Source organism: Pseudomonas sp. R1-18 (assembly GCF_051132095.1).
GTDB lineage: Bacteria > Pseudomonadota > Gammaproteobacteria > Pseudomonadales > Pseudomonadaceae > Aquipseudomonas.
The window spans coordinates 3,844,075-3,866,435 of record NZ_CP071658.1 but is presented as its reverse complement, the minus strand read 5'-3'; the positions used below and the strand labels follow the sequence as shown (position 1 = coordinate 3,866,435).

Here is a 22,361-nt window from a genome sequence, read left to right as displayed (position 1 = left end):
CTCAAAGACGCTGCAGTCGGTGGTCTTGCGGAGGATAGCCCTGTTCGCGATACGAGCGGAAACTCTCGCGCGCGGCCAGGCGTATGGCAGGCTCTTCGACAACCACTTCCGCCACCCGCGCGAAGCGCTTGAAGAAACCCGGGATGCGCAGGTCGAGGTTGATCAGCAGGTCCTCGTGGGGGCCGGCGTCTTCGCCCAGACCGAGGACTACCGGAGCGTCGTGATCGCCCTCGGCATTGCCGTGCGGCAGAAAAACCTCACCTTTGAAACGCCAGAGCCGGGCGTCGAGGTCGTCGCGCTGCGCTGCATCGCTGCAATGCAGGTAGACCTTGTGGCCCAGCCGCCAAGCTTTTTCCGTGAGCTTGCAAGCGAAGTCCAGGCGAGCCGCCGGGTCTGCGCTGGGAAGAATGTAGAAGTCGACTTGAGTCATGTGGGTTTCCGAGCATGCGGCGTATGGCCCGGACGGGCGATACGCCGCAGGTCATCTCAAGCGCCGACGCGGTCGAGCAGGTATTGAGTCAGCAGCGGTACCGGACGGCCGGTGGCGCCTTTTTCCTTGCCGCCGCTGAGCCAGGCGGTACCGGCGATGTCCAGATGCGCCCAGTCATAAGCCTTGGTGAAGCGCGACAGGAAGCATGCCGCAGTGATTGTCCCGGCTTTCGGGCCGCCGATATTGGCGACGTCGGCGAACGGGCTGTCCAGTTGCTCCTGATACTCGTCGAACAACGGCAACTGCCAGGCACGGTCGTCGGCTTGCTTGCCGGCGTCGAGCAACTGATTGATCAGCACATCGTTATTGCCCAGCAGACCCGAGGTGTGACCGCCCAGTGCCACGACGCAAGCGCCGGTCAGGGTGGCGATATCGATCACCGCTTTGGGTTTGAAACGTTCGGCGTAAGTCAGCGCATCGCACAGCACCAGACGGCCTTCGGCGTCGGTATTGAGGATTTCGACAGTCTGGCCGCTCATGGTGGTGACGATATCGCCTGGACGTGTCGCGTTGCCGCTCGGCATGTTTTCCGCGCACGCCAGGATGCACACCAGATTGATCGGCAGCTTGAGTTCGAGAACGGCGCGCAGGGTACCGAACACGCTAGCGGCGCCGCACATGTCGAACTTCATTTCGTCCATGCCGGCAGACGGCTTGATGCTGATGCCACCGGTGTCGAAGGTGATGCCTTTACCCACCAGCACGAACGGCTGATCGTTTTTCTTGCCGCCCTGGTAGTTCATCACGATCAGGCGCGGCGGCTGGGCGCTGCCCTGGCCGACAGCGAGAAACGAGCCCATGCCCAATTCGGCGAGCTTTTTCTCGTCGTGGACTTCGACTTTCAGATTCTTGAATTCCTTGCCCATCGCCTTGGCCTGTTCGCCCAGGTAGACGGGGTGGCAGATGTTGGGCGGCAGGTTGCCCAGGTCGCGGGTCAGCGCCATGCCGGTGGCGATAGCCTGTGCGTGGGCGGCGGCGCGCTCGACTTCGGCGACATTAAGCTTGGCGGTCAGCAGGGTGATTTTCTTCAGCGCGCGCGGTTCGGCTTTCTGCGTCTTGAAACGATCAAACACGTACTCGCCATCCGCCAGGGCTTCGACCAGCAGGCGTGCGGTGCCGTAGGTGTCGCGGTTTTTGGCGGCGATGCCGTCCAGCGCGATGGCTGCATCGGCGCCACCCAGGCTCTTGAGGATCGAGAGGGCACCGGTCACGGCTTTCTTGAGCTGGCGGTCGGACAGCTCGGATTCCTTGCCGATCCCGATCAGCAGCACGCGTTCGGCCTTGAGGTTTGGCAGGTTGTGCAGCAGCAGGCTCTGACCAACCTTGCCCGCCAGGTCGCCGCGCTTGAGAACAGCCGCGATGGCGCCGCCGCTCAGTGCGTCGATGCCTTGCGCAGCGGGACCCAGAACGCGGTCTTCACCGACAGTGACCACCAGCGTGGCGGTTTTCAAGGTTTCTGGGCTTACGCTTTTAACAACCAATTCCATGTCGGGTCCTCAAATGATCTGTGAGATTCGCAAGTTTGCGTGACGTACGCGGCAGGACTCAGGCCTATTGCAGGGCGATGCCGGCGATCAGTCTCGCAGTTTGACCCCGCTGCACGACCTGTGACAACCCCGATCAAAGGCTTGTAGGACGCGTATGTGCGAACTATCCAGCCTGCGCAGTGACAGAAACCCTCAATCACAGGATAATGCCGCATATTTTTTGGCGGCCGGCCCTCTAACCGGCTGCGAGTCCGGGCTGCCGTGGCTCACCATTTTCTCTGTTTGGCTGCCTGAGCCTGACAACTCTGGAGTGTCTGGTTTGATTGTCTTTCGTTATCTCTCCCGTGAAGTGCTGGTGACTTTGAGTGCGGTCAGCGCCGTACTGCTGGTCATCATCATGAGCGGGCGTTTCATCAAATACCTGGCCCAGGCTGCCTCGGGCGCGCTGGACCCAGGCGTGCTGTTCATGATCATGGGCTTTCGCCTGCCGGGCTTTCTGCAGCTGATCCTGCCGCTGGGCCTGTTCCTCGGCATTCTGCTTGCCTATGGCCGGCTGTATCTGGAAAGCGAAATGACCGTGCTGGCCGCCACCGGCATGAGCCAGCAGCGCCTGCTCGCAGTGACGATGGCTCCGGCTGCGCTGGTGGCGTTGCTGGTGGCCTGGCTGAGCTTCAGCCTCGCGCCCCAGGGCGCCACGCAATTTTCGCTGCTGCTCAACAAGCAGGACGCCATGACAGAGTTCGACACGCTGGTGCCGGGACGTTTCCAGGCGCTGCGTGATGGCACGCGAGTCACCTATACGCAGGAACTGTCGGAAGACCGCGCCGGGCTTGGAGGTGTGTTCATCTCCGAGAAACGTCTGTCGACCGACAAGACCAAGGATCGCGGCATCACCGTGCTGGTCGCCGAAAAGGGCCATCTGGAAGTCCGGCCCGACGGCAGCCGGTTTCTGATTCTGCAGAACGGCTATCGTTACGACGGCAATCCGGGTCAGGCCAATTACCGCGCCATCCAGTACGAGACTTATGGCGCGATGTTGCCCAAGCCCGACATCAGCAACGAAATCACTGACCGCGAAGCGATCCCTACCCCAGAATTGTTCGGCAACGACACGCCGCGCTACAAGGCCGAGCTGCAATGGCGCATCTCGCTGCCCATTCTGGTCTTCATCGTGACGCTGATGGCCGTGCCGCTGTCGCGGGTCAATCCGCGCCAGGGTCGCTACCTGAAACTGTTGCCGGCGATCCTGTTGTACATGTCTTACCTGACGATCCTCATCGCTGTGCGCGGCGCGCTGGAAAAAGGCCGGCTGCCATTCGCGCTGGGCATGTGGTGGGTGCACGCCCTGTTCCTGCTGATCGGTCTGGGCCTGCTTTACTGGGAGCCCTTGCGGCTGAAAATGGCGAGTCGCCGCGGCGTTTCGGAGGTGGCTCGTGGTTAAGCTCGACCGGTACATTGGCAAAAGTGTTTTCGTGGCGATCCTCGCGGTATTGGGGATCATCCTGGGTCTGGCGTCGCTGTTTGCCTTCATCGACGAGATGGGCGATGTCAGCGACAGCTACAGCCTGTGGGACGCGGGCAGCTTCGTTATGCTGACCGCGCCGCGCCGGGTTTATGAAATGCTGCCGATGGCGGCGCTGATCGGCTGCCTGATCGGCCTTGGCAGTCTGGCCAGCAGCAGCGAGCTGACCATCATGCGCGCGGCGGGCGTTTCCATCGGGCGCATCGTCTGGGCCGTGATGAAACCCATGCTGTTTCTGATGGTGGCCGGCGTGCTGGTCGGCGAATACGTTGCGCCCTACGCCGAGAACCAGGCCCAGGCCGCGCGTTCCCTGGCGCAGGGCAGTGGCGACGCGCAAAGCGCAAAGCATGGTCTGTGGCATCGCCAGGGCGACGAGTTCATCCATATCAACAGCGTGCAGCCCAACGGGGTCATGTACGGTGTGACGCGCTACCGTTTCGACGACCAGCGCCACATGCTTTCATCCAGTTTCGCCCGTCAGGCCACCTTCAACACCGATTTCTGGGAGCTGAAGGATGTCGCAACCACCTTCTTCCGCGAAGGCGCCACCGAAGTCATCAACACGCCGACCGAGCGCTGGGACGTCTCACTGAGCCCGCAACTGCTGAGCACGGTGGTGATGCCGCCCGAGTCGCTGTCGATTACCGGCTTGTGGAGCTATACGCATTATCTGGCCGATCAGGGTCTGAGCAACGGCCGTTACTGGCTGGCGTTCTGGACCAAGGTCTTGCAGCCGCTGGTAACCGTTGCACTGGTATTGATGGCGATTTCCTTTATCTTCGGCCCGCTGCGTTCGGTGACTCTGGGTCAGCGCGTGTTCACTGGCGTGCTGGTCGGGTTCACCTTCCGCATCATTCAGGATCTGCTGGGGCCGTCGAGTCTGGTGTTCGGCTTCTCGCCGCTGTTCGCGGTACTGCTTCCCGCCACGTTCTGTGCGCTGGCGGGCGTCTGGCTCCTGCGCCGCGCCGGTTAACGATCCCGGGCAGGCGCGCTGCAGGAGCGCGCTTGCCGGCCACGGACCGCACGCGGCCCCTTTTATTTCTGCTTTGGCACCCGCACCAGCACGCTGTCCGAATACCGGTCATGCCAGGTACGGCGCTGCTTGTCGAACAGGCACCAGAAAAATCCCAGTCCCGCGCATAGCCAGGACGCAATCGCCACGATAAAGCGCAGCAGCGCCTGCATCAGGCTGATCGCGGTGCCATCGGCGTTCTGCACGCGGATGCCCCAGACCTGCATCCCCAGCGTCTGTCCGGCATGGGTCCAGAACTTGGCAAAGAACCCGAACGTCACCAGCAGCAGAATGGAAGACAGCAACGGATCGCCATCCAGGGCGCCCGCTTCGGACAGTTCGCGCAAACGGGCCTCACCGATGGAGGCCATCTGCAGCAGCTTGTAGATGAAGCCTGTAACCAGCCACAGGGCGAGGCAGAGCAGGGCGTCGTAGCAAATGGCAGCCAGACGTCGGGGAAAGCTGGCGGGGGCGAAATCGCCTTGCGGTCGCAGCAGGTGTTGAGGCATCGCAGGGCTCTCGATCATGTGGAGGCTGCATGGTACGGAATCGCGCCCACAAAAAAGCCCCTGATATCAATATCAGAGGCTTTTGTGACCGAGCTATCAACCCTCGGCGATAACTTCGTCAGCCTGCATGCCTTTCTGGCCCTGCACCGCAACGAATGTCACTTTCTGGCCTTCTTTCAGGCTCTTGAAGCCGCTGCCTTGAATAGCGCGGAAGTGTACAAACAGGTCCGGACCGCTTTCTGGAGTGATAAAGCCAAAACCTTTTTCATCGTTGAACCACTTGACGGTGCCGCTCTGACGTTGAGACATTTTCTTATTTCCTTGACGCTTGAATTAATAACAGCCTCTTTCAACTGAAAGAGTACTGGGCTGGTTGCAGGAAGTAAGAAACGTAGAACGGGATGTAGCAAACCTAGAGCTACTGCCCAGGTCCAGATTCAGCGACCTATGCAAACACAGTTCAGAAACTCTACGCCAACTCTCGTTACAAAAACAAGCCCCGCTTCGCTACCTGATTCAGCGGCCCTGACTGGCCATGCAAGCGCCTTCCCCTATTAGGTGCAGGGCTTCGTTCTGGCAAGGTTTTTGCCCTGCGACGGTGCACTTCGCGCGCGCTCTAACACGCAGTTGCGCGCCCCGAAAACGAGCAATGCAACAGCGAGTTAGAACGAAAAAACGGCAGCGGTTTTTTGACGCCGTTATTCAACCGCGGAAGTAACGCTGCACAACAAAAGGCATTTTAGTCACCACCATCGGTATCTTCTTTCCACGCACGATAGCCCAGACTGGTGTATCGAGCGCGGTGAAGGCGCTATCCAGATAACCCATCGCCAGCGGGCCGCCGAGGCTCGGGCCAAAACCGCCGCTGCACACCGTCCCGATACGCTGATCCTGCGCGTCGACGATCTCCGTGCCTTCGCGAACCGGTGTACGTTCCTGCGGCAACAGGCCGACCCGTTTCTGGCTCACGCCGTTCTTGTGCTGGTCGAAGATCTGCTCAGCGCCCGGGAATCCACCGGCTCGAATGCCGTCGGCCCGCCGCGCTTTGGAGATTGCCCAAAGCAGGCTGGCCTGAATCGGCGAGGTTTGCGTATCCATGTCGTGGCCGTACAGGCACAGGCCTGCTTCCAGGCGCAGTGAATCGCGCGCGCCCAGGCCGATGGGCGCAACTTCCGGTTCAGCCAGCAAGCGGCGAGCAAGCGCTTCGGCCTGCCCGGCGGGAACGGAAATCTCGTAGCCATCTTCGCCGGTGTAGCCCGAGCGGCTGACATAGCAGTCGACGCCCAGCAATTTGACGCTAGCGAACTGCATGAACGTCATGCTCGCCACTTCCGGCGCCAGACGCGCCAGCACGGTTACGGCTGCCGGTCCTTGCAGGGCGAGCAGCGCGCGCTCCTCGAACAGAGGTTGAATGGTGCAATAGCCGCCCAGATGCTTGCGCAGGTGCGCCAGATCCTGGTCCTTGCAGGCAGCGTTGACTACCAGCATCAGCTGATCGTTACCCAGATTGGCGACCATCAGGTCATCCAGAATGCCGCCGCTTTCGTTGGTGAACATTGCGTAACGCTGCATGCCCACCGGCAGGTCGATGATATCGACCGGCACGAGGGTCTCTAGGGCCATGGCTGCTTCAGGCCCGGTCAGAAGAATCTGACCCATGTGCGAGACGTCGAACAGACCCGCCTGACTGCGAGTGTGCAAGTGCTCTTTCATGACGCCCGCCGGGTATTGCACGGGCATGTCGTAGCCGGCGAACGGCACCATCTTCGCGCCCAGTTCGCGGTGCAGGGCGTGCAACGGTGTGGTGAGCAGTTGTTCGGTGGTCATGGTTTCAATCCTTGTTAAATAGGCAGACGTAGGAGCCAACGCTTCGCCAGCAAGCTGGCTCCTACAATCAAAATGCGCCTTACGCCTCTTGATAACTCTCGATGGACGGGCAGGCACAAACCAGATTGCGGTCGCCGAAAACGTTGTCGACGCGGCCCACCGGTGGCCAGTACTTGCCGTCGATCAGCGACTCGACCGGATACACCGCCTGTTCGCGGCTGTACGGATGGCTCCACTGGCCGACGATTTCCGCTGCAGTGTGCGGTGCGTTCTTGAGCGGGTTGTCATCCTTGTCCAGCGTGCCGTTTTCGACCGCGCGGATCTCCTCGCGAATCTTGATCATCGCGTCGCAGAAGCGGTCCAGCTCCTCGCGGGATTCGCTTTCGGTCGGCTCGATCATCAGCGTCCCGGCCACCGGGAACGACATGGTCGGGGCGTGGAAGCCGAAGTCGATCAGGCGCTTGGCCACGTCGTCGACGGTTATGCCGCTGCTGTCCTTGATCGGGCGCAGATCGAGGATGCATTCGTGAGCAACCAGGCCGTTGCTGCCGGTGTAGAGCACCGGGTAATGGTCTTCAAGGCGGCGGGAGATGTAGTTGGCATTGAGGATCGCCAGCTGCGAAGCACGCTTGAGACCTTCGCCGCCCATCATGCGGATGTACATCCAGGTGATCGGCAGGATGCTGGCGCTGCCGAATGGCGCGGCACACACCGCACCTTCCTTGCGCTCCATGCGGGCATGGCCGGGCATGAACGGAGCGAGGTGCGATTTGACGCCGATCGGGCCGACGCCCGGGCCGCCACCGCCATGGGGAATGCAGAAGGTCTTATGCAGGTTGAGGTGCGAAACGTCACCACCGAACTTGCCCGGTGCGCACAGGCCGACCATGGCGTTCATGTTCGCGCCATCGATGTAAACCTGGCCGCCGTTGTCGTGGACAATGCCGCAAATCTCGCGGATGCCTTCCTCGAAAACGCCGTGAGTCGACGGATAGGTGATCATCAACGCCGCCAGATGCTCGCTGTGCTCGACGGCCTTGGCGCGCAGGTCTTCGATGTCGACGTTGCCGCGGCTGTCGCAGGCGGTCACAACTACGCGCATGCCGGCCATGTTGGCCGTTGCCGGGTTGGTGCCGTGGGCGGAAGACGGGATCAGGCAGATATCGCGGTGATCGTCACCACGGCTCTGGTGATAAGCGCGGATCGCCAGCAGGCCGGCGTACTCGCCTTGGGAGCCTGCGTTAGGTTGCAGCGAAATCGCGTCGTAGCCGGTGGCGGCACACAGCATCGTTTCCAGTTCGTCGGTCAGTTGCTGGTAACCGGCGCTCTGCTCGGCAGGTGCGAACGGGTGCAGGTTGCCGAACTCGGCCCAGGTGATCGGGATCATTTCGCTGGCGGCGTTGAGCTTCATGGTGCACGAGCCCAGCGGGATCATGGTGCGGTCCAGCGCCAGGTCCTTGTCCGCCAACTTGCGCAGGTAGCGCATCAGTTCGGTTTCGGAATGGTAACGGTTGAATACCGGGTGGCTGAGGATCGCCGACTGACGCAGCAGGGCATCCGGCAGGCGCGATTGCGCGCTGTCGGCTAGCGCTGCGAAGTCAGGCACGGCCTGGCCATCGGCGGCGAAGATTGCCCACAGCGCTTTTACTGCGGCTTGAGAAGTCGTCTCGTCGAACGACAGGCCGAGCACGTCGTCGCTCACTTCACGCAGGTTGATCTGCTGCGCACGGGCCTTGGCATGCAAGGCTGCGGTGTTGGCGCCGGTGTTGAAGGTCAGGCTGTCGAAGAAGAACGCCTGTTGGGCTTTATGACCCAGTTGGCTCATGCCTTCGGCGAAGATCGCGGTCAGGCGATGCACGCGATTGGCGATTTGCACAAGGCCACGCGGCCCATGGTAAACGGCGTACATGCTGGCGATGTTGGCCAGCAGAACCTGCGCTGTGCAGATGTTGCTGGTGGCTTTCTCGCGGCGGATGTGTTGTTCGCGGGTCTGCATTGCCAGACGCAGGGCCTGGTTGCCATGGCGGTCGACGGAAACGCCAACCAGACGGCCCGGCATGTCGCGCTTGAACGCATCACGCGTCGAGAAGTAGGCCGCGTGCGGCCCGCCGAAGCCCAGCGGTACACCGAAGCGCTGCGCGGTACCGATAGCGACATCGGCACCGAACTCGCCCGGTGGCGTCAGCAGGGTCAGGGCCAGCAGGTCGGCGGCAACGGCGACCAGCGCGTTGGCCTGATGGAAACGCTCCACGAGGTCCCTGTAATCGAACACGTCGCCGTTACTGGCCGGGTATTGCAGCAGGGCGCCAAAGTAATCGCTGACGTCGCCCAGTTCCGACTCGTCAGCCACCACTACGGTAATGCCGAGCGGTTCGGCGCGGGTGCGCAGCACGTCGAGTGTCTGCGGATGGCAATGGCTGGAAGCGAAGAACTGCTGGCTGCCTTTGTTCTTGCTCAGGCGCTTGCAGAATGTCATGGCCTCGGCGGCCGCAGTGGCTTCGTCGAGCAAAGAGGCGTTGGCGATCGGCAGACCGGTCAGGTCGCTGATCAAAGTCTGGAAGTTGAGCAGCGATTCCAGACGACCTTGGGAAATCTCAGGCTGATAAGGCGTGTAAGCGGTGTACCAGGCCGGGTTTTCCAGCAGGTTGCGCAGGATCGGCGCCGGGGTATGAGTGTTGTAATAGCCCTGGCCGATCCAGGTCTTGAACAGCTGGTTCTTGCTGGCGATGGCTTTGATCGATGCCAGCGCATCGGCTTCGCTTTGCCCGGCAGGCAGATCCAGGACGCTGGTGCCCTTGATGCTTTCCGGAATCACGCTTTCGCTCAGCGCTTCAATGGAGTCGAAACCCAGGGTTTCGAGCATGGCGCGTTCGTCAGCGGCGCGCGGGCCGATGTGACGGGCGATGAATTCGTTGGTGGTGTTCAATTCGATACGGTCAGTCATGGCGCGCTCCTCAGGCTTCGGCGTTGGCTTTGATCAGGCGGTCGTAGGCGTCCTGATCCAGCAAGCCGTGGATGGCATCAGCGTTGGCGGGAATGAAGCGAAAGAACCAGCCTGCGCCGAGGGCGTCTTCATTGACCAGCTCTGGAGTGGCGTCCAGCGCAGCATTGACTTCGACCACTTCGCCGTCCAGTGGCATGTTGATGCTGCTGGCGGCTTTCACCGATTCCACGACCGATACTTCGGCGTGTTGAGTGTAGGCCTGCAATTCCGGGAGTTGTACGAATACGACGTCGCCGAGCGATTCCTGCGCATAAGGGGTGATACCCACCGTCACACTGCCATCGGCCTCGGCCCGCAGCCATTCGTGCTCAACGGTGAATCGCAACTCGCTCATAAAAACTCCTCAGGGTTCGATGGTTCGCGCTTGGGGGCGCGAACGTTATTGAGGAACTCTTAGCAATTTTGCGGCCACAACGGTTTTTATTATATAAATCAACAACTTATCTATCTGTTGTAGTTATAGCGAATGGCTGGTGTAGCGAAATCGTTCCACTTCTGGAATTTTGTTGAGGGTTCTGGCCTTTTCGCGGACAAGTCCGCTCGTACCGGTGGCGCTTGGAGAGAGAGTGGAATGAAATCGTTACGGTGTGTTGAATTCGTTACGCCACTGTGCGTTTAGAGTTGGGAAGGGATTCCGTACTTGCGCAGGCGATGGGCTATTGCGGTATGGGAGGTGTTGAGACGGGCGGCCAGTTGGCGAGTGGAAGGGTGCTGACGGTAGAGTTTTTCCAGCAGATCCCTTTCGAAGGCCTCGACCGCCTGCTCCAGGCTGCCGACTTCGCCGTCGTGCTGACGGGCCACAGCGGTGCCGGCGATATCCAGATCACCGATATCCACCAGGTTGCTTTCGCTGATGGCGGCGGCGCGGAAGATCACGTTCTGAAGCTGGCGCACATTGCCCGGCCAGCGGTTGCTCAGCAATGCGGGGTAGGTGGCTGAGGCCAGACGACAGACCGGTCGCTGGATCTGCGCGCAGGCCTGTTCCATGAAGTAGCGGGCCAGCAGCAGGATGTCCTGGCCGCGTTCGCGCAAGGGCGGCACTTCCAGGTTGAGCACATTGAGTCGGTAGAAAAGATCTTCACGAAAGGTGCCTTCGCTGACCATCTTTTCCAGATTGCGATGCGTCGCGCTGAGGATACGAACGTTGACCTTCACTTCCCGATCCCCGCCTACTCGCCGAAAGCTGCCGTCGTTGAGAAAGCGCAGCAGCTTGGCTTGCAGGTACGGTGACATCTCGCCGATTTCGTCGAGAAATACCGTCCCCTGATTGGCGAGCTCCATCAGACCGGGTTTCCCTCCGCGCTGCGCCCCGGTAAAGGCGCCTGGCGCGTAGCCGAACAGTTCGCTTTCGGCGAGATTTTCCGGCAGTGCGGCACAGTTCAGGGCCAGAAACGGTTCGCCGTGGCGAGCGCTGCTGGCGTGACAGGCCCGGGCAACCAGTTCTTTGCCGGTGCCGGTTTCACCCTGGATGAGCAGCGGCGCATCCAGCGCCGCGACCCGTTGCGCGCGGGCCTTGAGCGTGCGGATGGCCGGTGAGTCACCCAGCAGTGCATCGAAACCTTCGGCATGGTCATGGTGCAGAGCCGAGAGACGTTCGCCGATCCGGCTGGGCAGGTACAGCGTGATCAGCGCGCCGGCTTCGGTGATGGGTGTTGCGTCCAGCAGCAGCGCTTCGCCATTAAGGGTGATCTCGCGCAGCGGCAGGCGGAAGCCATGTTCCAGCAGTTCGGCCTGCAGGCTAGGATCGGCGAATAGCTCGCCGATCGGCTCACCGGCAAGCTCGCGTCCGATCAGGGAGATGAATGCCGGGTTGGCGAGCAGCACGTGGCCGGCGCTGTCCAGCGCCAGCACCGGATCGGTCATCGCGGCGAGCAGAGCGTCCAGCTGCAAGTGGCGGCGCTGGCCGGGGAGGATGTCGACCACGGTGATCGCCTCGACGCCTCGCACCCGAAACAGCGCGTCCTTGAGCTCTTCGAGCATCTGGTGGCTCAAGGTCGGTGCGTCGATGTACACGTTGGGCGGCACCATTTCCACGGCGTCCAGATTCAGATTCCGCCCGCCCAGAATCGCCAGCACTTCCTGGGTGATGCCGACGCGGTCGATGAACGTGACGTGGATACGCATGAGAGGCTACGGGTTCCTGGCGCAAGAGGGTGGCCAGTATGCCTTGCGGAAGCGCGATTTTGTAGAAGCCGACTTGCCTGTTGGAGCGGACCGGGCGGCGTTCCGCTTGTGCGCAAAGGTACAGGTACAGGCGAAACACATGCTGCGGCTGTACGAGCCTCTTCGCGGACAAGTCCGCTTCCACAAGCCCTCATGCTATTCCAGATGCTCGGGCTTCACTGGCTCGCCGGACTTGGCATCGAGCTGGTCGCGCACATCTTCGAACATCCGGTCGTAATCTGGATCACGGGCAAGCGGCAGGCTGTCGGCGTTGGGCAGACCATGCTTGATGCCGATGCGGCTGGCGTCGTGGGCGAAGTTGAAGGCCAGGTCACGCGGCAACTGAAACTGCTCGCTGAACGCCTTGCCGTTGATATCGCCCTCCATGGTAAAGCCCATGCTCTTGCCTTCCTTGGGGTCTTCGATCACTTCGTAACGGATATGAATGTCGTAGGTGACGTCCGACTGCTGCAGCGCGGCGTGGGTAAGGTGCAGGTGGCCAGGCTCGAACATGGATTTCGCTCCATCGGGACGGGGAATGTGCTCGGGTAGACACTGCCGGCAAGCCGCCGGTTCAGCATCTGCTCTGTGCACAGAGTAGCCGCGCCGCGACAACGTGCCGATGATTCAGCTCAGTTCGCGTACCGGCTCGGGCCGCGACCAGATCCACAGATTGCCCAGCGCCATGCCGGCGATGGCCAGATACAGCCACCAGGCGTGGTCGAGCAGACCAAGCATGACGATGGCGCAGACCAGCATGCTGACCGTCGCGCTGATCTTGGCGCGCCGGGCCACCAGCCGCCCGTTGCGCCAGTTATGGAGGATGGGGCCGAACACCCAATGGTGCTCCAGCCAGGCGTTGAGCCGTGGTGAACTGCGGGTCGCCGCCCAGGCCGCGAGCAGAATGAACTCGGTGGTCGGCAGCCCTGGAATGAAGATCGCAGCGATGCCGATACCGAGGCTGACGTAGGCAAGGATGCCGAACAGGAAGCGGGAGAGTCTGGAACCGGGCGGTTTATACGTCATGGTCACTACAGGCAGATTTACAGAGCCCGGCCAGCTTAGGCGGTCTGCCGGCTGGCGTCGAGCGGTGATGGCGCGATGAGCCCGGCGGACCATCGGCGTTTTGTTCACGCGACTTCCACCTCGGGTGCGGTGGCATAGGCGTGTTCCAGCAACAGGTTGAATCGCTCGAACGCAGCGACCGCGCCTTGGTCCAGTTGCGCTTCCTGCTCGACGCTCAAGGACAGGGTATCGAGCGTCCTGACAAAAGCTTTCCAGCCTGCGGCGCGCCCGCCCGCGGGCTCGCCCAGATGGCGCGCGCCAAAGGTTTCACTCAAGTCCAGCGCCACAGCGCGCTTGATCAGAAACGCCGCGCCGAGCTTCGAGCCTTCGGACACGAACAGCCAGCCGAGCGCTTCGGCCTGGCTCGGTGCGCGCAGGGCTTCGGCGAGCGGCGCTGGCAACGCGACGCCCAAGTCGGCAAGGTCCGCCGCGGCCTGCTCGGCCCGGCACCGCAAGGCCAGATCGGGAACAAGACGGATCAGCTCCGGGTCGTTGTACAGGCCCTGCAACTCGGCCTGGAACAGATACTGGGCGATCAGAAAGCGCGAGTAGCTGGTCAGGGTTTCGAAAGGCGCATGAGCCTTGACCGCCTTGTCGAGCCGGTCATGGGGCGCATGGGTGATCTGGTTCAGGCGTTGCGAGCGCAGGACGTGATGAAGGTTGTCAGTGGTCATCCGGTCTTCCTTGCAAATGATCAGGGGGTTGTTGAATAGACGTTTGGCGGCTGGGTGATGCGTAAAAATCACGTCGCCCGCAACGGCAGACGACGTGAGCGCAAGGTGCTGCGATCAGATGTCCCACACCAGGTTGACGCTGAAGTTGCGGCCCGGCTGCGTCAGGCGATCCAGGTTCGCCGGAGAGGTCACGCCCGCTTCACCCACTCCGTCGTAGCCACGAACGTCGTCCCACAGCCAGTACTTGCGATCGGTCAGGTTGTACACGCCCGCGTTGAGCGTCAGATCGTCGGTGAGTTTGTAGTAGCCGGTCAGGTCCATAAGGCCGAACCCGGATGTCTTGAATTGGCTGCTAGTGCCATCGGGGGTATGGAAATTCAGGTCGTCCACGCCTGATTTGGCCTTGACCAGCGTCAAGCTCAGCAAGCCGCCGTAGGCATCGCGTTCGTAGCCCAGGCCGAATACGCCGGTCAGCGGGTTGACGCTGTTGAGCGGCTTGCCCGTGTCGTTGTTGCGGCCGTGCAGGTAAGCGATGGAAGCCTGGGTATAGAGCCCTTGTGGCGCGCCGAAGCTGTCGAGGTTCAGGCGGCCCTTGAACTCCGCGCCCTTGATGGTGGCGTGGCGAATGTTGGACGACCGGAACGTCGGCAGATCGTAGCCGGGCGTGATGGCATCCTCGTCGATGAAGTCTCGGTACTTGTTGTAGAACACCGCCAGATCGAACGAGCCGGCGTCGAAGCGGCCCCGCAGGCCAGTCTCGTAGCTTTTGCTCTTTTCCGGTTCTAGATCCGGGTTGGGTTCCACCACGTAGCCGGCGCTGAGGTTTTCGAAGCGGCCATACAGCGCCTTGGCCGACGGCGTGCGGAAACCTTCGGCGTACTGGCCGTACCAGGTGTATTGATCGCTGAGCGCGTAGGTCAGGCCGAATTTGGGCGAAACACGATGCCAGGTCTTGTTCTCGTCACTGGCTTGATCCGGACTGGTCAACCCCACAGATCTGAGAAATTCCGGCGTGATCTTCGGATTGAGACGCGTGTGGTCATAACGCACGCCCGGCAGGAAGGTCCAGTCGTTCCAGCTGATCTGGTCCTGGGCGAACAGCGCGTAGCTGGTGATGGTCGGGTCCGGGAAGTCACTGGTCGGCACCAGCCGGTCTGCGGGGCTGTCCGCGCCGAGCGCGCGGCACGAGCCGAACACCCTTGCGCAGGTGGCGCTGCCGGTGCGCAGCCCGGTGACTTTCTGCTGCTTTACCGTCGTGCCATAGGTCAGCACGTGATCGGTGCTGGCGAGGGAAAAACTCTTGTCCAGCTGGGCATCGAGGATCCATTGCTTTTCCCGATAGACCGTTTCGCGCTCGCGAATCACGTCACGGGAGAACGGGAAGTAACGTTCCTGGGTGCTCTGATCGGTCTTGGCTGTCTGGTAGTTCAGGCTCAGCTTGACGTTGTCAGCCAGCAGGCTGTCGAGCGCAAAGCTGTTTTCCAGACCGAAGCGCTCCCGGGTGATGGTGTCGTTGCCGACGCGCGCCTGGTACATGCCGATCCCGCTGCCGCCGGCGAACGGACCGCCGACAGCGCTCTGCTGGTCGGTGTCGCGATCATCCTTGTACTTTTCGTACGTCAGGCCCAGGCGGGCACCGTCAGCGTAGTTCCAGCCGAGCTTGGCCAGCAGGTTGGCGCTGCGCACGTCTTCAGGATTGGCTTCGGTACGATTCAGACCGGTGCCGCCGGTGCTGCCATAGGATTCGGTTTCATGGCCGTTGCGTTGGCTGAGGTGCAGGAGCGCGTCGAAATCTTCATGACGACCTGCGACCGTGGCCGAGGTCAGCCAGCTGTCGTCCGCCGAGCTGTAGCCGGTTTTCAGACGCGCACCCACATCTTTGCCCGGCTTGATGATGTCTTCCTGGTCCAGTGTGTAATAGCTGACCACGCCGCCGATCGCACTGCTGCCGTACAGGGCCGAAGCCGGGCCGCGCAGAATTTCCACGCGCTTGACGATTTCCGGGTCGACATAGTTGCGGTGGGTCTGGGCATAGGGGCCGGTGAAGAAACTGTCGGGAACTTCGACCCCGTCGATCTGGGTCAGGATACGGTCGTCGTCGATGCCGCGAATGTTGTAGCCGGTGGTCCCGGCGCGCTGCCCGGCACCGCCTACCGACACACCCGGTTCGTAACGCACCAGGTCGCGGATGTTGTTGACGTTGCTCCGGTCCAATTCTTCGCGGGTATGCACGCTGACGGTGTTGGGCACTGTCGATACATCCTGCGCTTGCCGGGTCGCGCTGACGGTGATTTGGTTCAACGCAAGCACGCCGTCGGCGCGTTTTTCCAGCACCACGTTGTTGCCGCCCAGGTTGCGATAGCTCAACGGGCTGCCATCGAGCAGTTGTTCCAGCGCCTGATCCGCCGACAGCGAGCCACTTACGCCGGGCGACACGATCCCCTGAACAAGCTGCGACGACACGCCGACCTGCCAGCCCGTGATCCGGCTGAACTCATTGAGCGCTGATACCAGCGGCTGGCGGGGAATCGAAAACGGATAGGTCCCGGCCGGTCTGGACAGCTGCGTACCGTCTTGCGCGGCCTGCGCGGGCAGCGCCTGGACCAGTCCGGCCAGCACGGCGATTGCCAGAAGTGAAGGTGCGAAACGCGAACGGTAAGGGTGGTCGGCGATGAAGCTGGATGACATGGATAGCGCTCCGTGGCGTGTCTGTAGTTATAGTTGCGAACTGTTTTCTGATGAGAATCAGTTGCATTGGCTATGACTTGACGAACGACGAATGGCTACCGCGTAAAAAAATCCGTTCAGTTGATGACCAGCATCGATGGCAACTCGTGCAGGCTGGCGGACGTGACCTGCGCCAGTGAGCGAACCACGTTCAATGGATCGTCGAGCCGGTAATTACCGGTGACCGCCACTTGGTTGAGCGTGCTGTTGGGGTTGATGATCAGCCCGGGGTAATAGCGCCGCAGCTCGTTCAGCACCTGGCCAAGCGGACAATCGACGAAGATCAGCCGGCCCTGAACCCATGCCATGTCCTTGGCAGCATCGAGCTTTTCCCGCTGCCCGAATCCGGCCGGCCCGACCTTGACGCTCTCGCCGGCCGCCAGGCTGAGCTGTGCATTGCCACGGATCGCGCGCACATCCACGGCCCCGCGTTGCACGTTGACCTGCGCGACGCCGTCAAGATACCGCACGGAAAACTCGGTGCCGTTGGCTTGCATGCGGATCGGCCCGGCTTCGACTTCAAGCGCGGCTCCGGTGTCGACCGGGGCTGCGCCGGGCACGTCGAAATAGGCTTCGCCCTGATACAGGCGTGCGTGACGGCGGCCTGCCTCGAATTCGCTGGAAAATGCCGAGTTTGTGTTGAGCAATATGCTGGAGCCGTCCTCCAGTTGCAGGCGTTGCCGCTCGCCGACGACGGTCAAGTGATCTGCTTGAAGGCGTACCGGCAGGTTGCTGAAGTTGAACAGCCCGAGCACCAGCACCGCAGCGGTGGCGAGAGGCTTGCAGTGCGGACGCAAACGGCGAAGCACCGAAGGCCGCGCGGGTCGATCCAGCACCATGGCCGTTGCGTGCACCGTCTGCGAATTCCAGATCGCCTGGGCTTTTGCAAACGCGCGGGCGTTGCCGGGGCAGGCGTCGTGCCAGGCCTGGAAATGAGCTTGCTCGTCCACATCCGCGAACTCCAGCGTCACCAACCAGTCCAGCGCCTGATCCATGGCTGGATCGCTCAAGACATCAGCGGCAGGCGATTGCGGGCGTTGCGGGTGTGAAGTCATGGCGCGTGGTGGTCCTGAATCGGGAGTAGCCTGGAATGGGCGCAGCCTGCGGCAGCGATCAAGGCGGGTCAAGCCTGCTGACGACAGCCACGCAGATCGCCATGATCAGCTTGAGCTCCTTCTGCACCGTGCTGGCCGAGACGCCCAGTTGCTCGGCAATTTCCAGATAGCTGCATCCGTGAATCCGGTTGAGGGTGAAGATCTTCTGCTGGCGCGGGCTCAGCTGGCTCAGACTGAGGCTGAGGCTTTCCAGCAATCGGTTGGCGTGGGCGGCGTCTTCGGGCGAGCCGAGCTGTGCGACGACGCTTTCCAGCTGAGCTACCGGCACGTCCTCGATCATGGTCCGACCGTGCAGACGTCGCGCGCGCAGATGGTCCAGCGCCAGATTGCGCGCGGTCTGGTATACGAATGGTTCGAGGTGCTCAATGGGCCGTTCAGTCAATGCGCGAGTCACCCGCAGCCAGGTTTCCTGCAGCAGGTCCTCGGCGGCGCTGTGATTCCCGACCATGCGTTGCAAGGTGCGAAGCAACACATCGCGTTGAGCATGAAAGACATTATTGAAGTGCGATTGCGACACGGCGGAGCCCGACCGGAAACGAAGCCGATGATAATGCTTCTCATCTGCTTCTCCGGTCAAGCCAGAAAAAACTCCTACAGGGGCGGGCGGCGCGCACGCAAAGCCTGTAGGAGCTGGCTTGCCTGCGATCTGGCGCGAAGCGGCAGCAGAATCAGGCAGCCCGGACTACCTGTGAATCACTGTGCGTTATGCAGGGCCAGGCAGTTGTCCAGCATACGGTTGGAAAATGCCCATTCGTTGTCATACCACGACAGCACTTTGAGCAGCTTGCCGCTGACCTTCGTGTGGTTGGCGTCGAAGATCGACGACAGTGGGTTGTGGTTGAAGTCATGGGATACCAGCGGCAACGCGTTGTAACCCAGGACTTTCGAATGCTGGCTGGCTTCTTTCATCAGCGCGTTGACTTCGTCGGCCGTGGTCTCGCGCTTGAGGGTCACGGTCAGGTCGACCAGCGAAACGTTGATTACCGGCACTCGTACCGCCATGCCGGTCAGTTTGCCCGCCAGTTCCGGCAGTACCAGACCGACCGCTTCAGCAGCGCCCGTCTTGCTCGGGATCATCGACTGAGTGGCCGACCGCGCGCGGTAAGGATCGGTGTGGTACACGTCGATCAGGTTCTGGTCGTTGGTGTAAGCGTGGATCGTGGTCATCAGGCCGTTTTCGATACCCAGCTCACGGTGCAGCACTTGAGCGACCGGTGCCAGGCAGTTGGTGGTGCAGGAAGCGCTGGAAATGATCTGGTGCGACTGGCGCAGCGTGTCGTGGTTGACGCCATAGACGATGGTCGCGTCGGCACCTTTGGCCGGGGCCGAGATAATCACCTTGCGCGCGCCGGCAGTCAGGTGAGCGGCAGCTTTGTCGCGGCTGGTGAACAGGCCGGTGCATTCGAAGACCACGTCGATATTGTGGGACTTCCATGGCAGCTCGGCCGGGTTGCGGATCGCGCTGACCGCAATACGGTCACCATTGACGGTAAGACTTTCACTATCGCATTCGACTGTTCCGCCGAAGGGGCCGTGTACAGTGTCGAATCGCAGCAGATGCGCGTTCATTTCACTGTCGCCCAGATCATTGATCGCGACGACTTGCAGATCCTGACGATAGCCTTGGGTATACAGTGCGCGTAGGACGTTGCGGCCGATACGGCCAAAACCATTGATTGCAATACGAAGAGTCATACAGCCGTCCCTCAGAATTTGTTGTTGGAATTACAAGATTATGCTCATAAAAATAGAAAACAACCCTTTTTAGTGGCAGTATTTTGGTTTATCTACAAATAGAAGCCTGGAAGGCCTGTTCAGTTGACCGACATCACGCTTTTGTTCGCAATCGCTTGAGACCGTCAACCGGAGATGTCTTAACGGGTGACCACAGACGTTAGCCTGGAGTTCATCACATGCATCCCCGCATTCTTGAGGTAACCGAGCGGCTGATCGCCCGCAGCCGCGATACCCGTCAGCGCTACCTGCAACTGATTCGCGGCGCCGCCAGCGAAGGTCCGGTGCGCGGCAAACTGCAATGCGCCAACTTCGCTCATGGCGTCGCCGCCTGCGGCCCGGAAGACAAGCAAAGCCTGCGCTTGATGAACGCCGCCAACGTCGCCATCGTTTCCTCGTATAACGAAATGCTCTCGGCGCATCAGCCTTACGAGCACTATCCAGCCCAGATCAAACAGGCCTTGCGTGATATTGGCTCGGTCGGCCAGTTCGCCGGCGGGGTGCCTGCAATGTGCGACGGCGTTACTCAGGGCGAGCCGGGCATGGAGCTGGGGATCGCCAGCCGCGAAGTGATTGCCATGTCCACCGCCGTGGCGTTGTCGCACAACATGTTCGACGCGGCACTGATGCTCGGCATCTGCGACAAGATCGTGCCGGGCCTGATGATGGGCTCGCTGCGGTTCGGCCACTTGCCGACGATATTCGTGCCCGGCGGACCGATGGTGTCCGGGCTGTCCAACAAGGAAAAAGCCGACGTTCGCCAACGCTATGCCGAAGGCAAGGCGACCCGCGAGGAGCTGCTGGACTCGGAAATGAAGTCCTACCACAGCCCTGGCACCTGCACCTTTTACGGTACGGCGAACACCAACCAGTTGCTGATGGAAGTGATGGGCCTGCACCTGCCCGGCGCTTCATTCGTGAATCCGTACACACCGCTGCGTGACGCGCTGACGGTAGAGGCTGCTCATCAGGTGACGCGTCTGACGACTCAGAGCGGCAACTTCATGCCCATCGGTGAGATTGTCGACGAGCGTTCGCTGGTCAATTCCATCGTGGCGCTGCATGCCACCGGCGGCTCCACCAACCACACGCTGCACATGCCAGCCATCGCCCAGGCTGCCGGCATTCAGCTGACCTGGCAGGACATGGCCGATCTGTCTGAAGTGGTGCCGACCCTTACTCACGTCTATCCAAACGGCAAGGCAGATATCAACCACTTCCAGGCAGCGGGCGGCATGGCCTTCCTGATTCGTGAACTGCTCAGCGCCGGGTTGCTGCATGAAAACGTCAATACCGTGGTGGGCCATGGCCTGAGCCGCTACACCCGCGAACCCTTCCTTGAAGACGGCAAACTGGTGTGGCGCGACGGCCCGACCAAGAGCCTGGACGAAGACATACTGCGCCCGATTTCCCGTCCGTTCTCGGCTGAAGGCGGCCTGCGGGTCATGGAAGGCAACCTCGGCCGTGGCGTTATGAAGGTCTCGGCCGTGGCGCCGGAACATCAGATTGTCGAAGCGCCGGCCAGGGTTTTCCACGATCAGCAGGACCTCGCCGATGCGTTCAAGGCAGGCGAGCTGGAGCGCGACTTTGTAGCGGTCATGCGCTTTCAGGGCCCGCGCTCCAACGGCATGCCCGAACTGCACAAGATGACGCCGTTCCTTGGCGTATTGCAGGATCGTGGCTTCAAGGTCGCACTGGTCACCGACGGGCGCATGTCCGGCGCGTCCGGGAAAATCCCGGCGGCGATCCACGTCTGCCCCGAAGCTTTCGATGGCGGACCGCTGGCGCTTGTTCAGGATGGTGACGTGATTCGCGTCGACGGCGTAAAAGGCACGTTGCAAGTTCTGGTCGAAGCGTCAGAATTGGCATCCAGGGAACCGGCCGTCGGCCACCTCGACAACGGGGTAGGCTGCGGACGGGAATTGTTCGGGTTCATGCGTATGGCCTTCAGCTCAGCGGAGCAGGGCGCAAGCGCATTTACCTCAAGTCTGGAGAAGCTCAAGTGAAGTTGGCCCTGGTCGGAGATATAGGCGGCACCAATGCGCGGTTTGCCATTTGGGAAGACAACAAGCTGCACTCCGTGCGGGTATTTCCGACCATCGATTACAGCGGGCCGGAGCAGGCCATCGAGATCTACATGCAGGATCTCGAATTGCGACGCGGTGATATCGGTCATGTCTGCCTGGCGGTAGCCGGTCCGGTGGACGGTGATCATTTTCAATTCACCAACAGCCATTGGGAATTGAGCCGCAAGGCGTTCTGCGCGACCTTGAAGGTCGAACATCTGCTGCTGATCAATGACTTCACCGCCATGGCGCTGGGCATGACCCGTTTGCGCGACGACGAGTACCTGACCGTCTGTCACGGCGTCGGCAGGCCGGAGCGTCCACGTGCCGTGGTCGGGCCGGGCACCGGTCTGGGCGTCGGCACCCTGATCAATACCGGCGACGGTCACTGGATGGCATTGCCCGGCGAAGGCGGACACGTCGACCTGCCCATCGGCAGCGCCCGCGAAGCGCTGCTCTGGGCGCGTCTGATGGCCGAGCACGAGCATGTCAGCGCCGAAACCGTGCTCAGCGGTGCGGGACTGTTGAATCTGTATCAGGCCAGTTGCGCGCTGGATGACGTCGAGCCGATTCACAAATCGCCAGCCGCCATCACCACCGCCGCATTGGCGGGTGAGCCAGTCGCGGCCGCCGTGCTGGAGCAGTTCTGCGTGTTCCTGGGCCGAGTGGTCGGCAATCAGGTTCTGACCGTGGGCGGCCTCGGCGGCGTGTATATTGTCGGCGGCGTGGTGCCACGCTTCATCGATTTCTTCATGGCCAGCGGCTTCAAGCGGGCCCTTGGTGAAAAGGGCGTCATGAGCGATTATTTCCAGGGCTTGCCGGTCTGGCTGGTTACCGCCGAATATCCGGGCCTGATGGGCGCGGGCGTGGCGCTGCAGCAGGTATTCGGTCCGCAGCTTGAGCCTTGATCTCTGGTGATGACTGCGAGCCAGGGCGGCCGCGGCTGGCAGGAAAGCCTGGTTGAAA

General features: G+C 61.4%; 19 protein-coding genes. 4 read left to right on the top strand and 15 right to left on the bottom strand.

Annotated features, from left to right (window positions below):
* Window position 1: 1 nt before the first annotated feature.
* Together J3P77_RS17710 and J3P77_RS17705 are read right to left on the bottom strand one after the other, a co-directional pair.
* The gene (locus J3P77_RS17710) at window positions 2-430 is read right to left on the bottom strand and encodes a DNA polymerase III subunit chi (protein WP_434677881.1); all 429 of its coding nucleotides are present in this window, start codon (window positions 428-430) and stop codon (window positions 2-4) included.
* Window positions 431-486: 56 nt separating this feature from the next.
* Window positions 487-1,977, bottom strand: a complete 1,491-nt coding sequence (locus tag J3P77_RS17705; protein ID WP_434677880.1) for a leucyl aminopeptidase — start codon at window positions 1,975-1,977, stop codon at window positions 487-489.
* A gap of 319 nt (window positions 1,978-2,296) precedes the next feature.
* Between J3P77_RS17705 and lptF the strand changes: the two genes are divergently transcribed.
* Window positions 2,297-3,418, top strand: coding sequence for an LPS export ABC transporter permease LptF (gene lptF / locus J3P77_RS17700; protein WP_434677879.1), 1,122 nt, complete (start codon window positions 2,297-2,299; stop codon window positions 3,416-3,418).
* Entirely contained in the window at window positions 3,411-4,472 is a 1,062-nt protein-coding gene (gene lptG, locus J3P77_RS17695; RefSeq protein ID WP_434677878.1) for an LPS export ABC transporter permease LptG, read from the top strand. Before lptF ends, lptG begins: the two co-directional genes overlap by 8 nt.
* Before the next feature lie 62 nt (window positions 4,473-4,534).
* Here the strand turns inward: lptG and J3P77_RS17690 are convergent, their stop codons facing one another.
* From J3P77_RS17690 to gap, 13 genes are all read right to left on the bottom strand, one after another.
* Window positions 4,535-5,020: an RDD family protein gene (locus tag J3P77_RS17690; protein WP_434682050.1), complete on the bottom strand. Its 486-nt coding sequence runs from the start codon at window positions 5,018-5,020 to the stop codon at window positions 4,535-4,537.
* Window positions 5,021-5,116: 96 nt separating this feature from the next.
* Complete coding sequence (locus tag J3P77_RS17685) at window positions 5,117-5,329, bottom strand: cold-shock protein (protein WP_434677877.1); 213 nt, start codon at window positions 5,327-5,329, stop codon at window positions 5,117-5,119.
* A 393-nt stretch (window positions 5,330-5,722) separates the two neighbouring features.
* Window positions 5,723-6,847 carry a glycine cleavage system aminomethyltransferase GcvT gene (gcvT, locus tag J3P77_RS17680; RefSeq protein WP_434677876.1) on the bottom strand — a complete coding sequence of 375 codons (1,125 nt, stop codon included), beginning with the start codon at window positions 6,845-6,847 and terminating at the stop codon, window positions 5,723-5,725.
* Between the two features lie 79 nt (window positions 6,848-6,926).
* Entirely contained in the window at window positions 6,927-9,791 is a 2,865-nt protein-coding gene (gcvP, locus tag J3P77_RS17675) for an aminomethyl-transferring glycine dehydrogenase (protein WP_434677875.1), read from the bottom strand.
* 10 nt (window positions 9,792-9,801) lie between these two features.
* A complete protein-coding gene (gcvH, locus tag J3P77_RS17670; RefSeq protein WP_434677874.1) occupies window positions 9,802-10,185 on the bottom strand; it encodes a glycine cleavage system protein GcvH in 384 nt (127 codons plus the stop codon).
* Window positions 10,186-10,466: 281 nt separating this feature from the next.
* Window positions 10,467-11,975, bottom strand: coding sequence for a sigma-54-dependent transcriptional regulator (locus J3P77_RS17665; RefSeq protein WP_434677873.1), 1,509 nt, complete (start codon window positions 11,973-11,975; stop codon window positions 10,467-10,469).
* 195 nt (window positions 11,976-12,170) lie between these two features.
* Complete coding sequence (locus J3P77_RS17660; RefSeq protein ID WP_434677872.1) at window positions 12,171-12,527, bottom strand: DUF5064 family protein; 357 nt, start codon at window positions 12,525-12,527, stop codon at window positions 12,171-12,173.
* Window positions 12,528-12,641: 114 nt separating this feature from the next.
* On the bottom strand, window positions 12,642-13,133 hold the full coding sequence (locus J3P77_RS17655) for a YbaN family protein (RefSeq protein ID WP_434682049.1): 492 nt from the start codon (window positions 13,131-13,133) through the stop codon (window positions 12,642-12,644).
* 11 nt (window positions 13,134-13,144) lie between these two features.
* A complete protein-coding gene (locus J3P77_RS17650) occupies window positions 13,145-13,753 on the bottom strand; it encodes a biliverdin-producing heme oxygenase (RefSeq protein WP_434677871.1) in 609 nt (202 codons plus the stop codon).
* 114 nt (window positions 13,754-13,867) lie between these two features.
* On the bottom strand, window positions 13,868-16,441 hold the full coding sequence (locus J3P77_RS17645) for a TonB-dependent receptor (protein ID WP_434677870.1): 2,574 nt from the start codon (window positions 16,439-16,441) through the stop codon (window positions 13,868-13,870).
* A gap of 116 nt (window positions 16,442-16,557) precedes the next feature.
* The gene (locus tag J3P77_RS17640; RefSeq protein ID WP_434677869.1) at window positions 16,558-17,535 is read right to left on the bottom strand and encodes a FecR family protein; all 978 of its coding nucleotides are present in this window, start codon (window positions 17,533-17,535) and stop codon (window positions 16,558-16,560) included.
* Window positions 17,536-17,593: 58 nt separating this feature from the next.
* Complete coding sequence (locus J3P77_RS17635; protein ID WP_434677868.1) at window positions 17,594-18,112, bottom strand: RNA polymerase sigma factor; 519 nt, start codon at window positions 18,110-18,112, stop codon at window positions 17,594-17,596.
* Between the two features lie 176 nt (window positions 18,113-18,288).
* Window positions 18,289-19,290, bottom strand: a complete 1,002-nt coding sequence (gene gap / locus J3P77_RS17630; RefSeq protein ID WP_434677867.1) for a type I glyceraldehyde-3-phosphate dehydrogenase — start codon at window positions 19,288-19,290, stop codon at window positions 18,289-18,291.
* 218 nt (window positions 19,291-19,508) lie between these two features.
* Here gap and edd point away from each other — a divergent pair, with 218 nt between their 5' ends.
* Window positions 19,509-21,335 carry a phosphogluconate dehydratase gene (gene edd, locus J3P77_RS17625; RefSeq protein ID WP_434677866.1) on the top strand — a complete coding sequence of 609 codons (1,827 nt, stop codon included), beginning with the start codon at window positions 19,509-19,511 and terminating at the stop codon, window positions 21,333-21,335.
* Entirely contained in the window at window positions 21,332-22,303 is a 972-nt protein-coding gene (locus J3P77_RS17620; RefSeq protein WP_434677865.1) for a glucokinase, read from the top strand. The genes edd and J3P77_RS17620 overlap by 4 nt, the downstream gene beginning before the upstream one ends.
* Window positions 22,304-22,361 lie beyond the last annotated feature (58 nt).